The following is a 14,644-nucleotide window of genomic DNA, read 5'->3' as shown; positions in this document are numbered from 1 at the left end:
CGTCGTCCGAAGGCCTCGAGGGTGGGCCGTGCGGACAGCGCCGGACCCTGCCGTGTCGCGGGTCCGCATGCTGCCGCGCGCTCCTCCTCGGGTGAACCGAATGCCGCCCCGGCTACGAGGAGACCACCGTGACCGTCGAGTCACTCCGACCAGCACGCCCCGTCCCGGCCGATCGCCGCGCGATCGCCGAGGGGACTCCCGCCCCCGTCGCTCCCGCCCCGCTCGATCTTCCCGAGCGGGTGGTCCGGGTCAAGGACGCGCAGGGCGATCTCGCTCCACTCGACGTCGAACGGCTCGCCACGACCGTGCACGAGGCCTGTGCCGGATTGTCCGGGGTCACCGCGCAGACCGTCCTCGACGAGACGCTGCGCAACCTCTACGACGGCATCGGCGCCGAGGAGCTGGCGCTGGCCCAGATCATGGCCGCACGCAGCATGGTCGAGATCGAGCCGCACTACTCGCAGGTGGCCGCCCGGCTGCTGCTGGAGAAGCTGCGTGCCGAGGCGTTGACCTTCCTGGGTCGTCCCGTGCCCGACGCGAGCCCCGAGGCCGTCGCGGCGAGCTACCCGGCCGCCTTCGAGGCCTTCGTGCGGCGCGGCATCGCCCTGGATCTGCTCGATCCGACCCTCGCCGACTTCGACCTCGACCGGATCGCCGCCGCCCTGCGTCCGGAGCGCGACCGGGACTTCCAGTTCCTCGGCCTCCAGACCCTCTATGACCGCTACCTCCAGCACAGCGACGGCGTGCGCTTCGAGCTGCCGCAGATGTTCTTCATGCGCGTCGCGATGGGCCTGGCCCTGCGCGAGGAGGAGCGCGAGGCGCGGGCGATCGAGTTCTACGAGCTGCTGTCCACCTTCGCCTTCATGTGCTCCACCCCGACGCTGTTCAACTCGGGCACCACCCGGCCGCAGCTGTCGTCCTGCTTCCTCACCACCGTCGAGGACGACCTGAGCGGGATCTTCCACGGCATCCGCAACAACGCGATGCTGTCGAAGTACGCGGGGGGCCTCGGCAACGACTGGACCCCGGTCCGCGGTCTCGGCGCGCACATCAAGGGCACCAACGGCAGCTCCCAGGGCGTCGTGCCGTTCCTGAAGATCGCCAACGACACGGCGGTGGCCGTGAACCAGGGCGGCAAGCGCCTCGGGGCGGTCTGCGCCTACCTGGAGACCTGGCACGTCGACGTCGAGGAGTTCCTCGATCTGCGCAAGAACACCGGCGACGACCGACGCCGCACGCACGACATGAACACGGCCAACTGGGTTCCCGACGAGTTCCTCCGCCGCGTCGAGGCCGACGACCAGTGGACGCTGTTCTCGCCGGACGAGGTTCCCGACCTGCATGACCTCTACGGCACCGCGTTCGCCGAGCGCTACCGGGAGTACGAGCGGGCCGCCGACCGGGGCGAGATCCGGGTCTTCCGCCGGGTACGCGCCGTCGAGCTGTGGCGGCGGATGCTGACCATGCTGTTCGAGACGGGTCACCCGTGGATCACCTTCAAGGACCCGTGCAACCTGCGCTCGCCGCAGCAGCACGTCGGCGTGGTGCACTCCTCCAACCTGTGCACCGAGATCACGCTGAACACCTCCGCCGACGAGGTCGCCGTCTGCAACCTCGGCTCGGTCAACCTGGCCGAGCACCTGCGCCCCGGACCGGACGGACGGCTGGAGCTGGACCGGGAGCGGCTGGCCGCCACCGTCACCACCGCCGTGCGGATGCTGGACAACGTCGTGGACGTGAACTTCTACACGATCCCCGAGGCCCGGCGTTCGAATCTGCGGCACCGTCCGGTGGGCCTGGGCATGATGGGCTACCAGGACGCCCTGTTCCGGCTCGGCCTGCCGATCGCCTCCGACGAGGCGGTCGCCTTCGCCGACCGCAGCATGGAGGAGATCAGCTACCACGCCATCGCGGCGTCCAGCGACCTGGCGGCGCAGCGCGGCAGCTACGAGTCCTACGCGGGCTCGCTGTGGAGCCGAGGCGTGCTGCCGATCGACTCCATCGCCCTGCTGGCCGAGCAGCGGCAGAGCGGCGACCTGGCGATGGACACGACGTCCACGATGGACTGGGACGCCCTGCGGGAGCGCGTGCGCACCGTCGGGATGCGCAACTCGAACGTGATGGCCATCGCGCCGACCGCCACCATCGCCAACATCTCCGGCGTGAGCCAGTCCATCGAGCCGCAGTATCAGAACCTGTTCGTCAAGTCGAACATGTCCGGCGACTTCACCGTGGTCAACCCGCATCTGGTGGCCGCGCTGAAGGAGCGCGGCCTGTGGGACGAGCGGATGATCGCCGACCTGAAGCGGCACGACGGCAGGCTGGGCTCGATCGACCGGGTGCCCGCCGAGCTGCGGTCGCTCTACGCCACGGCCTTCGAGATCGACCCGAAGTGGCTGGTGCTGGCCGCCTCCCGCAGGCAGAAGTGGATCGACCAGGCCCAGTCGCTGAACCTCTATCTCGCCGAGCCCAGCGGCCGCAAGCTCGACACCCTCTACCGGCTGGCCTGGCGTTCCGGGCTCAAGACCACGTACTACCTGCGGGCTCAGAGCGCCACCCACGTGGAGAAGAGCACGTTGCAGGGCACCGACGGCAGGCTCAACGCCGTCCAGGCGGGCGGCCCCACGCCGACGCCCGCCCCGGCACCCGAGATCCCGGTCGCGGTCTCGGCGGCGGCCTGCGCGATCGACGACCCGGAGTGCGAGGCCTGCCAGTGAGCGCGCCGAGCACCGAGACGAGCCATCCGACCACCGCCGAACACCAGAGCAACGGAGCAGACCGATGACCGGAGTCGAGACGCAGCACAGCGCCCCCGTCGAGGGCAGCGGCCTCGGCGAGATCGACCGGCAGGGCGGCCGGGTCGACGTCGACGACAAGGCGATGATCAACGCCAGGGCGGACGTCAATCAGCTGCTGCCGCTGAAGTACCACTGGGCGTGGGAGAAGTACCTCGCGGGCTGCAACAACCACTGGATGCCCACCGAGGTCTCCATGCAGGCCGACATCGCGCTGTGGAAGTCCGTCGACGGCCTCACCGACGACGAACGGCGGATGATCAAGCGCAATCTGGGCTTCTTCGCCACCTCGGAGTCGCTGGTCGCCAACAACATCGTGCTGGCGGTCTATCGGCAGCTCACCAACCCGGAGTGCAGGCAGTACCTGCTCCGTCAGGCGTTCGAGGAGGCCGTGCACACGCACACCTTCCAGTACATCTGCGAGAGCCTGGGTCTGGACGAGGGCGAGCTGTTCAACATGTACCGGGAGGTGCCCTCGATCACCGCGAAGGCGGCGTGGGCGCTGGAGTACACCCGCAACCTGGAGAACCCGGAGTTCCGCACCGGGACGTTCGAGGCCGACCAGGCCTTCCTGCGTGATCTGGTCGCCTTCTACGTGATCTTCGAGGGCATGTGGTTCTACACCGGCTTCGCCCAGATCCTCTCGCTGGGCAGGCGCCACAAGATGGTCGGCATCGCCGAGCAGTACCAGTACATCCTGCGTGACGAGTCGATCCATCTGAACTTCGGCATCGACGCCATCAACCAGATCAAGATCGAGAATCCGAGGCTCTGGACCGAGGAGTTCCAGGAGGAGGTCCGGCGGATGCTCGTCGAGGCCTGCGAGCTGGAGGTCGCCTACGGGCACGACACGATGCCCAGGGGCGTGCTCGGCATCAACGCCGACGCCTGCGAGCAGTACATGCACTTCATCACCAACCGGCGCTGTGGGCAGCTCGGGCTGGAGCCGGTGTTCCCCGCGACGGAGAACCCCTTCCCGTGGATGTCGGAGATGATCGACCTGAAGAAGGAGAAGAACTTCTTCGAGACGCGGGTGAACGAGTACCAGACCGGCGGGGCGCTGGACTGGGACTGATCACGTAGGCATCAGGGGGAGGTGTTCGAGAGCAGGCCGGCGCTTCACTCGCTGTCTTCTTCCGGACTCTCGTTCGACAAGACGATCTTCGGCGAGCACCTCCCCCGTCCCTCTCGCTCGGCGGCGACCGAAGCACGATTCACGCAGACCGCTGCATGAGGAAGCCGCAGCACCGCTCTCCCGGCGCGGGCACCGCGTGCTCGGCTCAGACACCTCAGGTTCGTCGCCGGTCGAGGTCGGGGACCACCTCAAGATCCGGATCATCGAGCTGGTAGAGGGCACGTAGCCTTCCGGCATGGTGCTGCAACCCGCCGGTGACGTGACGAGTCCTGCGGAAAACCAGTCGTCGCCCGCCCGACCGACCGTCATCGACGTTCACGTGTTGCTTGTGCGTGACGACACCGTGCTGCTCACCCGCCGGCGACGCGGAGACTGGGACGGCATGTGGCACCTGCCGTCAGGCAAGCTCGATCCAGGCGAGTCCGTACTCGACGCTGCGGCTCGGGAGGCGGCGGAAGAGGTCGGCGTGCTGATCGAGCCGGCGAATCTGCGCCACGCGCACACTGTGCACGTGGCTGGTTCCGGGCCCGCACCCCGACTAGGCATGTTCTTCGAGACGCGGCGGTGGATCGGCGAACCGGTCAACGGCGAACCAGACAAGTGCTCCGGCGTCGCGTGGTTCCCACTCGACTTCCTGCCTGACGATGTCATCCCGTACCCGCTCGCAGGCATCCGGGCCTACCGTGACGGCGTCGGATTCGGCCTGCTCGGGTGGGACCGGATCAGCTGAACGACAAAGTGCCCCCCGGAGGTCGGGTGTCGCGATGACCGTTAGAACTCAAGCACGGCCAGCAGGCGGCACCGGTGCAACGATGGCAGGGTGATCGTGCCTTCGGCGTCGCTGCGCTTGGCCACGGCCTACCTGCACCAGCGGGTCAGTGTGCGCATCGACCGTCCCGCAGGAAGCCTCCACCCGCGGCACGGCTACCGCTACCCGGTGAACTACGGCTACCTGCCCGGTGTCCCGGCCCCTGACGGCGACGACCTAGACGCCTACTACCTCACCACGACCCCGGCCGACCACGCCGACGGCATCGTGGTGGCCGTCATCCACCGCCACCACGACGACGATGACAAGCTCGTCGTCATCGACGACCACGACGCCGGCATCGACGACGCCACCATCCACCGTCTGGTCGCCTTTCAGGAGATCCCTGGTCGGTACGACATCGCCCGTCACTCCATAGGCTGAACCACGGTGGAACGCTTGTCCTACCACGCTGACGAGGGCAAGCATGGTCGCATCGCGACATACTCACTCTGACGAGCCGCTCTGCGGGTTCACGCCGTATGCCGGGGTGGACAGCAGCCCCTCGCAGAGTCGAGGTCGCCCGATCCACACAGACGACCACGAGCCTGAGGAGTCGCGTGTCTGTCACCGAGATGGTGGCACGACTTCGTCGGGCTCACGCCCTCCTGGCCGACGCACGAAGGGCAGCAACCGAAGCCGATACCGCGATCACGGACGGCGCCACCATCTTCGCCGATGCCACCGCAGGCTCTACACAACCAGAGGTCGAACGAACCAACCGTCTGGCACGTGCCTCGGGCGAGGAGGTCCGTGCTGCCCGCGATCGGTTCATCGAAGCGCAGGGTGTCATCGACGGCTACTGCCACGACATCGCGGGACACGGCATCGGCGACGACGCCCACGTCACGCCGCCGACCCGAATCGACGATGACGATCGCCAAGCTGCACCGCCCGAAGATTCGGCGCCGACCGGGGGGAATGCTGATCCAGCGGCGCGATACGCGGGTTGGATCGCGGAACTCCGCCGAGGCGGGACGAAGATCAGCCCGAAGAAGATCGTCCGCATGACCCGACTACGTGGCGGTCGCATCGTCTGGATGGAACGCGGCAACGGCGGCTCCGGGCTCGACCACATCCAGAGCGAAGGAAGGCCCGACGAGTTCGAAGCCTTGGGCACCCGACGCGATCAGATTCCGGAGCTGATCTTCGCAGCGTTGGAGCGCGGCCGGGGTGGTCGGATACAGCGGGAAGGACCGAACGGTGTACGAGGCGGACATCGGCGACGGCCCACGCCGGGTCGCGATCACCGTCGGCGACAACGGCTACATCGTCGGTGCGAACCCGATCCCGTTTCACCGTATCCTCCGACCTCACAAGGAACGGGGCAGAAATGTATGACGTCACGCTCTACGCCGGCTGGGACGAGGAATGCATCTGGTTCAGCGTCCCAGACGACCCACTGCTGCAGCGACCGATCGAGGAGGCCGCCCAGCGGCTCTCCCTCAGTGACGAGCTCGCACGCGACCTCGCTGCCTGGGACGAGGAGTACCAGGCCATCTACGACTCACGCGATCCAAGGGACTCCAGGTTCCCGAGCCCGGAGGAGGAACGGGCCTGGGCGGGGCCTCGCCGCCCGTATCAAGCAGGAATCCCCAGTCGTGTCCAGCGTGAACTACCGTGCCAACGGCAGTGTGCCGCGCGGCGCCTGCATCTTCTGACACCCGCACCCACGAAGCGCCTCGGCCGACATCCGGTCGAGGCCCTCGTTTCGGCTTCACGACTACCTACCCGTCGCCGTAGATCGGCGGCCGGGACGAGCCGAGGACGATCCGTGCGAGCCATGGAAGACGGGGACGACACCTGAGTATGGGGGCTCAGCAACGTCACCCCGGCGGCTGCGGAGGCTGCGAGTGCAGAGCACCACTACCTATGACCCGTGGAGACACGCCGAGGTTCTCGGCATCACCGTCGACGACGGCGGCCACATCGAAACCTGGGGGATCACGCTCTTGCGAGCGGCCTCATTCGGCTGATTCGGCGGCTCAGCGCGGTCGGGGCGTGCGACTCCGGCACACGAACTCGTCCACCACGAGCGCGGCGACGGAACGATCGCCCCGGCCTCGCTCATCCACGTCGAGCGGACAGTGCACCAGGTCGCCGCTGGTCGACTCATCACCTTGCCCGACCTGCGGAACGCGATGGAGTGGAGCGGTGCGGCGGCTGAGGTCGCCGAGGAGCTGCGCGTCGACGAATACACCCTGTGGCGCCGTGTTCGATCTCTCGACAAGGCCGGGGCTGCCTCGGCACGCCGCGCCTGGATTGGTCGACGTCCGCGCTCGACCGGAGTCGGCCGCCCTGCTGATCTACCGTGGACGAAGCCTTGATCATGTCTGCACTCTCCTCGGGCTATCTGTGCGAGATCCTGCGAACGAGAGTGGACAGGAGGAGACAGGTCATGCGGAGTCTTCGCAGTTCCGCGCACGTGTACGACGATGTACGTACGGATACTCCGGGTGTCCGCGAGAAGAGAAGAACTTCTCCCAGACGCGGGGTGAACCGGTACCAGACCAGCGGGGCGCAGGACTGGGACTGAGGCGCTGATGGCAGCCGGCCGGCGGCCTGTTCGGCCGGGACGTCCGTCTCACAGGCGGCCCACCGCCCCGCCTGTTCGCTCCGTCCGCACGAACCGATGCCGGACGCCGGAGGGACGTCCGGCATCGGGACGTCGGCCTCAGCCCGCCCGGCGCCTCGACGACCGCGCCACCGCGTCGACGAGCCTGCCCAGTTCGTCCTCGGTGTTGTAGTAGTGCACGGAGGCCCGCACCATCTCCGGCAGGTCGCGCGCGGTGAAGTCGTGTTGCGCGGACTCGCGCCGCGACAGACTCGTGTTGATGTTCTCCGAGCCGAGCAGCCTGCGCAGTCGAGCCGAGGGTGTTCCCGCGAGGCTGAAGGTGACGATCCCGCAGCGACGCACCCCCTGATCGTGGACGGTGACGCCGGGAATCGCCGCCAGCTCGGTGCGCAGGCCCGCGGCGAGCCCGCTCACCCGTTCCTCGATGGCGGGCAGGCCCCAGGACAGTGCGTGATCCACCGCCGCCCCGAGGCCGAGCACGGCGGCGAGGTTCCGCTCCCAGTTCTCGAACCGCCTGCCGTCCTCGTGCACCTGGTAGCTGTCGGGCGCGGTCCAGGTCGCGGACCGCAGGTCGAGCATCGTCGGTTCGAGTTTCGCCCGCAGGCGAGGGTGGGTGTAGAGGAAGCCGGTCCCGCGCGGACCCCGCAGGTACTTGCGTCCGGTGGCGCTGAGCGCGTCGCAGCGCAGCCGGGTGACGTCGAGGTCGAGCTGGCCCGCGGACTGACAGGCGTCGAGCAGGAAGGGGATGCCCGCCTCCTCGGCGATCGCGCCGACCTCCTCGGCCGGGTTGACCAGGCCGCCCTGGGTCGGGACGTGGGTCAGCGAGATCAGCCGGACCCGACCGTCGATCCGGCGGCGGAGGTCGGCGACGTCGAGCTGGCCGCTCGCGTCGTCGCCGACGACCTCGATCTCGGCGCCCGTGCGTCGCGCCGTCTGCAACAGCGCGACGGCGTTGCTGGCGTAGTCGGCCTTGCAGGTCAGAATGCGATCGCCGGGTGCGAAGGGGATCGAGTAGAACACCGACTGCCAGGCGCGGGTCGCACTGTCGGTGATCGAGATGTCCTCGGGTTCGGCGCCGATCAGGGCGGCGATCGACCGGTACACGGCCTCGGCGCGGGGCGCGGCCTCGTCGGCCGCCTCGTAGCCGCCGCGCATCGCCTCGGCCCGCAGGTGCGCCACGACGGTGTCGGTGACGGGGGCGGGCGGCAGCGCGGCGCCCGCGTTGTTGAGGTGGACGACCTCGCCACAGCCGAGGGTGAGCGCGCGTGCTCTGGCGACATCGGTGTCCGTCATCGAGACCATCGTCACTGAATACCGGCCGCGTCGGCGTCGGGCAAGCACGGCTGATCTTCGTGACCGATCTCGCACGGTGCCACGTCCGCCCGCCTGGCTCGCGTCGAACGCGGGCCGGGCCGCGGCGAGCCCCCCTCGGTCGCGTCGGTGTCGCGCGGAGACGTCGGCCGAATGATCGCGCCGCGTGACGGTCGGGCGCCGACGAGAACGCTCCGGTCCGTCTGGACGGGCCCGCCCGGCACACCTCCCTCGGAGATCACGCTCCGCGTCGAGATCGTCACCGGCCACAGATCGGTGATCAACGCGGTCACTTCCGGTGAAATGTTCGTCACTGGTTCCACCTCCGAGACCCCCGATCGGTGACAGCTAACCCGAACGGACGCTTGTCAGTGATTCACTGCCTCTGTTGATGTGAGAGCGCTCGACCGAGAACCTGAGACGAAGGAGAACCCCATGGCGATTCCCCTGCCTCGCCTGCGGACGCTGCTCGGAGCATCACTGGCGGCGGTGTCACTCAGCGTCACCGGCTTCGGCGTCGCGACGGCGGCCGACGATCCCGTGGAGACGCGGGTGATCGGCGGCGAGCGGGCGTCGATCGAGGATCACCCGTACACCGTCTACCTCACGACGCCGAGTGGGATCCAGTTCTGCGGTGGCGCGCTCGTCGCCCCGGACAAGGTCGCCACCGCCGCGCACTGCGTCGAGGACGACAGCCCGTCCTCGGTGGCCGTGGTCGCGGGCCGCGAGGACAAGCAGGGCACGGCGGGCGAGGTCGTCGGCGTCACCGACATCTGGGTCCACCCGGACTACGTCACGGTGACCTCGGGCGACGACATCGCCGTGCTGACGCTGGAGACGGATCTGTCCTACGCGACCGTCGAATTCGCGGCGGCGGCCGACGACGCCGTCTACGCCGAGGGAAACCCGGCGACGATCCTGGGCTGGGGTGTCACCGAGACCGGATCGTCGTCGCGGTATCTGCTCCAGGCCGAGGCCCCGCTGACCAGCGACGCCACCTGCGCCGCGGGCTACGGCATCTCCTACGACAGCGCCTCGATGATCTGTGCGGGCTACCCGGAGGGCGGCATCGACGCCTGTCAGGGCGACTCCGGCGGGCCGCTGGTGGTGGACGGGGTGCTGGTCGGGCTGACGTCCTTCGGCCGAGGCTGCGCCGAGGCGGGCTATCCCGGCGTCTACACCAGAGTCGGCGCCTACGCGGCCGACCTCGAGGCTCGGATCGCCTCCTGATCAACCCGCATGCTTCGGCGGCGGGCAGGCCCCTCCTCCTGCCCGCCGCCGTCGTCTCCCCGGTGGCGGGGATCGGCACGCCCGCCGCGCCGGTTGCTCGGCGCGGCCGACCACGATCCCTCGCGGACCACGATCAGGCCCCGCCGCACCCCGTCACCCGGTGACGCAGGCCGCGCCGAGGGCGGTGTGCAGCGTGCCGATCGGCCCCGGAGGATGCCGCTGTCCGGGGTGGGCGGATCGGACGCGCGACGGCGGAGCGACGCCGGATCGGGCACGCGTCGACGCCGGGAGCCGACGGCCGGGGCGCCCGAACACACCGGGCGGCCCGTGACCCACGCCCACCGCCGCGTGCCCGCCGCGCGTCAGGAGGCGCGCTCGCCCAGTTCGGCGAGCCTCGGCACCACGGGGGCGACGCCGTCGATCCAGGAGGCGGGCGATCCGGTCGTCGGCATCACCATGACGGTGTGCACGCCGAGGTCGGCGTAGGCCGCCATCTGACGAAGGAAGTCGTCGTGGGTGGCCGGGTCCGGCTCCAGGCCCGAGGCCAGGATCGTCTTGCGGATCTCGTCGTAGTCCCGTCCCACGTCGTCGCAGTGCCGTCGCAGCACGTCGAGCTTGTGGCGAACCTCGTCGGTCGAGGAGGAGAACAGGTTGCAGGCATCGCCGTACTGGGCGACGAGCCGCAGCGTCTTGCGCTCGCCGCCACCGCCGATGAGCACCTTCGGCCGCGCGATCGGCTGCGGTGAGCAGAGCGTCTCCGCCAGCTGATAATGCCTGCCCTCGAACGGGCCGTCGTTCTCCGCGTCCCACATCTGGCCGCAGATGCGCAGCGTCTCCTCCAGCCGCTCGAACCGTTCGGCGACCGGCGGATACGGCACGCCGAGCGCGTGATGCTCGCGCTCGAACCACGCGGCGCCGATCCCCAGCGCGGCCCGACCGCCGGAGAGGACGTCGAGGGTGGTGACGATCTTGGCGAGCACGCCGGGATGCCGATAGGTCACCCCGGTGACCAGCAGGCCGAGTTCGATCGTCGAGGTGTGCGCGGCCAGGAAGCCCAGCGCGGTGTAGCCCTCCAGCATGGGCGAGGACGCCGGAAGCCCGGTGGCCTCGATCTGGAAGAAGTGGTCCATGAAGGACAGCCAGGTGGCGCCGGAGGCCTCCGCCGCCGTACCCACCCTGGCCAGTTCGCCCGCGATGGCGGTGGTGCCGCCGTCGATGTCGAAGATCGGGAGATGAAAGCCGAGCTCCATGAAAACGGTGCCTTCCTCACGAAGGAGAACAGTTCGGTACGAGGCGGCCGACACCCGCGCGAGAGCACCAGGCATCGGCGAGACAGGTGGAATGGCGACGAATCGATCGACGATCGTCGCCGGAGGCGCGCGCCTTATTCGGCGTCGCTCCCCAGGGGACCACGCCGGATACGAATACCGTCGAGGTGTATGTCCGTCGACAACCCTAGCCCTCGATCGCCGCGGCCGCTCGCGCCGCGGGCCGCCGAATACGCACCACCGGCATGATCTTCGTCAACTCGCCGGGGAGATCATCTCCCGGTATAATGGGCTCGGCGCCGCAGCGCCGTCTTCCGCACCCTGCCACCAGCGCCGATCGCGATATCCGCGCTCCCCCGCCCGGCCCGGCGAGCAGCCCAGCACCTGTGACGACAGCGGTGCACGTCGATTGTCGAGAAGGGCGCGGAGGCGATCCGCTCATTCGATCGAACACCGTGAACACCATCGGATCGGCGCGCGAGACGATGTCGCCGAACAGGAGGCGAGGCGGCATTCCCCGCCGTGGTCCGCGTTATCCGACTCGCGTGCCACCGTCACCGAATCCGGTCCCGAGCGGGCGGGATCGACGTCGAGCGGGTTTCGCCGCGGAGCCCGAATCTCGATGTCCTCGTGTCGCCTCGCCGCCGATGTCCGCCGCGCGGCTCCTACCCGATGACGCGGGCGTCGATCACCGATGACGGCGCCACCGAGACCCGCCTCGCCCGACCTCCGTGCTCGGCCCGCGCGCCACACCGGCGGGCGTCGTCCGGTGTGTCCGGCCGGTCATCCCGTGCCTGCGTCGTCGAGCGTGTCGAAGCGGATCGAGGTGCCCGACGACAGGATCGGCGCGTGGTGGGAGTACTGCAGTCCGTCGGCGCCGTCGGCGTTCTCGATGCCGACCGTGGAGCGCGAGCCCAGCGCGACCGGGTCGTCGGCGGGCAGGTCGTCGTAGGCGAAGACGATCTCGCCCGTCTCGTGGAGCTGTACGGCGAAGGTCAGTTCGGGCTGGAAGCCCACAGGGCGGACGTCACGCCACTCGATGACGAACACCCGCTCGCCGGGCCCGCCGTGGAGACCGGTGTAGACGCCTGCGGGCTGCGTGACGTTGATCGTGGTCCAGAAGGGCGCCACCACCGCGTTCGGCAGGGCCGGGTCGGGCAGCCCAGGCGGGGTGCTGAGGCCCGGTGACGGCGTCAGGAAGTTGAGGATGCCGTTGGTGCCGACGAAGGCCCGGCTGTACTGCTCGCCGAAGAATTCGACGGGGAACGGCAGCGCCACGCTCGTCGCCTGGTCCCAGCCGCTCAGCCGGAGCCGGTCCTCCCCCGCGAGGAAGACGTCCCCGCCGTCGCGACAGGAGTAGCCGTACGCGTCGGTCACGTCGGGCAGGGTGACCTCGACGATCACGGTGTCGCCCGCGACGACCACGTCCCTCGTCTCGGGGGCGAGGCAGGCCGAGCCCGCGGCGGACAGCGCGTAGGCGCCCTCCGGGACCGACTCGAAGACGAATCCGCCGTCCTGGTCGGTGGTCTCCGCGGGCAGCACGCCGCGGCCGATCGTGATCTCGATGCCGTCGAGCGCCGCACCGTGGGAGTCCGTCACCGTGCCTCGCACGGCCTGGGTGGACAGGATCGTGAGGGCCTGCTCGATCGTGGTGGCCTCGTCGGTGCGGACGGTCGCGGTGGCGCTCTCCGCGCCGTAGCCGAACGCCGAGGTGGTGACGGTGTAGTCGCCCACCGCCAGCCTTCGGGTGAAGGCGCCGTCCGCGCCCAGGACGATGTCCCGGTCCTGCGGGCCCGCTATCGTCACCCGCGCGCCCGCGACGGGTTCGCCGGTGGCCGCGTCGGTGACGGTGCCGGTGAGCTCGCCCGTCTCGGCACGCGGGGCCGCGGCGACGGCGGCCAGGACGTCGAGCCTGCCCTCGCCCCACACGTTGTTGTCGGCGGCGGTGCCGCCGCAGCTCGTGTCGTCGACGTCGATGGCGGTGGTGTCGAACAGTGCCCTGGTGGCCTCGACGTCGCCGACGAGGCTCGGTGCCGCCGACCACACCAGCGCCACCGCGCCGACGACGTGCGGGGCCGCCATCGAGGTGCCGTTGAGGCTCGCGTAGGCGCCGTTGCGGACCGAGGAGCGGACGGCGACGCCGGGAGCGGCGATGTTCGGATGGACGGCACCCTCGGGTCCGGGGCCCCGGCTGGAGAAGCTCGCGATGGTGCCGTCCGCCGCGTAGGCGCCGACGCCGTAGGAGAACGGCGAGTTCGCGGGGGAAGCCGCCGTGCCGCAGTCGGGCCCGGAGTTGCCGTTGGCGAACACGCCGAAGATGCCCGAGGCGGTCCAGGCCGCCAGGACCTCGTCGTACCACGGGTCGATGATCGCGCCGTCCACCGAGCCCCAGGAATTGTTCACCACATGCGGCCGCAGGTCGGCGCGAGGGTTCTCGCCGTCGACGGCGGTGGGCGCGAGCATCCACTGACCGGCGGCGAGCAGCTCGGGCTCCGCGCAGCCGAGGAATCGGCAGCCCTTCGCGGCGATCCACTGCGCGCCGGGGGCGACGCCGATCTGATTGCCCGCACCGTCGTCGCCGATCATGGTGCCCGTGACGTGGGTGCCGTGGCGGTGGTTGTCACAGGGCACCAGCGACGGGGAGCCGCAGTCGGTGGTGGCGTCGAACCAGCTGTGATCGTGGTCGAAGACACCGTCGCCGAGGTTGCCCCGGTAGGAGTCGACGAGCGCCGGGTGGTCGAACTCGGCGCCGCTGTCGATGGACGCCACCACGATGCCCTCGCCGGTGACGCCGTACTCGGACCACACGTCGTCGGCGTTGATCGACTCGATGCCCCATTCGACGGCGGCGGCCGGGGCGGCGTCGACGGCCTCCGTCGGCTCGGGCACCGCCAGCTCGGCGGGCAGCGTGATCCGCTCGACGCCCGACACCGTGGTGATCGAGTCGGTCAGCTCCGCGGAGGCGTCGCGGACCAGGATGCGGTTGGCGATCCAGTACGGCGTGAAGTCCGCGTCCCACTCGCTCAGCAGCGCCACGGCGTCGGCCTGCGTGCGTTCGGCGTGGCCGCGCAGCGTGTCGACCACCGCCTGGCCTCGTTCGTCCCAGTCGGCGACGGCGGCCGCAGCCGACAGGTCGGCTTGTTCGTCCAGCACGATCCAGACGTCGGCCGCGCCGTCGGCCGCCAACGTCGCGGCCACGTCGGCATCGACCGAGGCGGGGCCGGAGCGGTCTTCGTGCTCCGGTTGCGCGATCGACGGCGCGGCCGCGGCGGCCGTCAACGCGATCACCACGGGGAGCGCGAGAGCCACCGACCGCCGCGCCCCGATTCGGGGGGTGACCCGTCTGCTCGGGCGGGCCGAGACGACTTCTCTGGGCACCGGTCCTCCTTTGTCAAGCAGCCGCCGACGCCGCCGACCGGATCGCCCTACGGCACCGGAGACAGGCTCGTCTCGGTATTGATCGTGAAACGCCATCGCCCAGATGAGCTCGGCGAGTAGCATTCTCGACGCGATCCAGCTGGA

General features: G+C 69.7%; 8 protein-coding genes. 5 read left to right on the top strand and 3 right to left on the bottom strand.

Going from position 1 to position 14,644, the window contains the following annotated elements; translation table 11 throughout:
- The first annotated feature begins 128 nt into the window (after positions 1–128).
- The 4 genes from AHOG_RS10605 (at position 129) to AHOG_RS10590 (ending at position 5,122) form a co-directional block, all read left to right on the top strand.
- Complete coding sequence (locus tag AHOG_RS10605; protein WP_093941218.1) at positions 129–2,717, top strand: ribonucleoside-diphosphate reductase subunit alpha; 2,589 nt, start codon at positions 129–131, stop codon at positions 2,715–2,717.
- Between the two features lie 64 nt (positions 2,718–2,781).
- On the top strand, positions 2,782–3,870 hold the full coding sequence (locus tag AHOG_RS10600) for a ribonucleotide-diphosphate reductase subunit beta (RefSeq protein WP_093941217.1): 1,089 nt from the start codon (positions 2,782–2,784) through the stop codon (positions 3,868–3,870).
- A 379-nt stretch (positions 3,871–4,249) separates the two neighbouring features.
- Entirely contained in the window at positions 4,250–4,660 is a 411-nt protein-coding gene (locus AHOG_RS10595) for an NUDIX domain-containing protein (RefSeq protein ID WP_245856683.1), read from the top strand.
- Between the two features lie 90 nt (positions 4,661–4,750).
- Positions 4,751–5,122 (top strand): inorganic diphosphatase, encoded by a 372-nt coding sequence (locus AHOG_RS10590; protein ID WP_093941215.1) that lies wholly within the window; start codon positions 4,751–4,753, stop codon positions 5,120–5,122.
- A 2,290-nt stretch (positions 5,123–7,412) separates the two neighbouring features.
- On the opposite strand, the gene AHOG_RS10580 is transcribed toward AHOG_RS10590, so the two are convergent.
- A complete protein-coding gene (locus AHOG_RS10580) occupies positions 7,413–8,606 on the bottom strand; it encodes an aminotransferase class V-fold PLP-dependent enzyme (RefSeq protein ID WP_093944339.1) in 1,194 nt (397 codons plus the stop codon).
- Positions 8,607–9,059: 453 nt separating this feature from the next.
- On the opposite strand from AHOG_RS10580, the gene AHOG_RS10570 reads away from it, so the two are divergent.
- Complete coding sequence (locus AHOG_RS10570) at positions 9,060–9,854, top strand: S1 family peptidase (RefSeq protein ID WP_093941212.1); 795 nt, start codon at positions 9,060–9,062, stop codon at positions 9,852–9,854.
- 362 nt (positions 9,855–10,216) lie between these two features.
- On the opposite strand, the gene AHOG_RS10565 is transcribed toward AHOG_RS10570, so the two are convergent.
- A complete protein-coding gene (locus tag AHOG_RS10565) occupies positions 10,217–11,104 on the bottom strand; it encodes an LLM class F420-dependent oxidoreductase (protein WP_093941211.1) in 888 nt (295 codons plus the stop codon).
- Between the two features lie 801 nt (positions 11,105–11,905).
- Positions 11,906–14,500 carry a S8 family serine peptidase gene (locus AHOG_RS10560; RefSeq protein WP_157736758.1) on the bottom strand — a complete coding sequence of 865 codons (2,595 nt, stop codon included), beginning with the start codon at positions 14,498–14,500 and terminating at the stop codon, positions 11,906–11,908.
- Positions 14,501–14,644 lie beyond the last annotated feature (144 nt).

Origin of the sequence: Actinoalloteichus hoggarensis, assembly GCF_002234535.1 — a bacterium.
GTDB lineage: Bacteria > Actinomycetota > Actinomycetes > Mycobacteriales > Pseudonocardiaceae > Actinoalloteichus_A > Actinoalloteichus_A hoggarensis.
The sequence above is the reverse complement of the archived record's forward strand: the minus strand, read 5'-3'. Positions and strand labels throughout refer to the sequence as shown.

Bases quoted from the DNA above. Each gene is read 5' to 3' on its own strand.
- AHOG_RS10565 (WP_093941211.1), bottom strand. From the start codon at position 11,104: ATGGAGCTCGGCTTTCATCTCCCGATCTTCGACATCGACGGCGGCACC.
- AHOG_RS10580 (WP_093944339.1), bottom strand. From the start codon at position 8,606: ATGACGGACACCGATGTCGCCAGAGCACGCGCGCTCACCCTCGGCTGT.
- AHOG_RS10600 (WP_093941217.1), top strand. From the start codon at position 2,782: ATGACCGGAGTCGAGACGCAGCACAGCGCCCCCGTCGAGGGCAGCGGC.
- AHOG_RS10570 (WP_093941212.1), top strand. From the start codon at position 9,060: ATGGCGATTCCCCTGCCTCGCCTGCGGACGCTGCTCGGAGCATCACTG.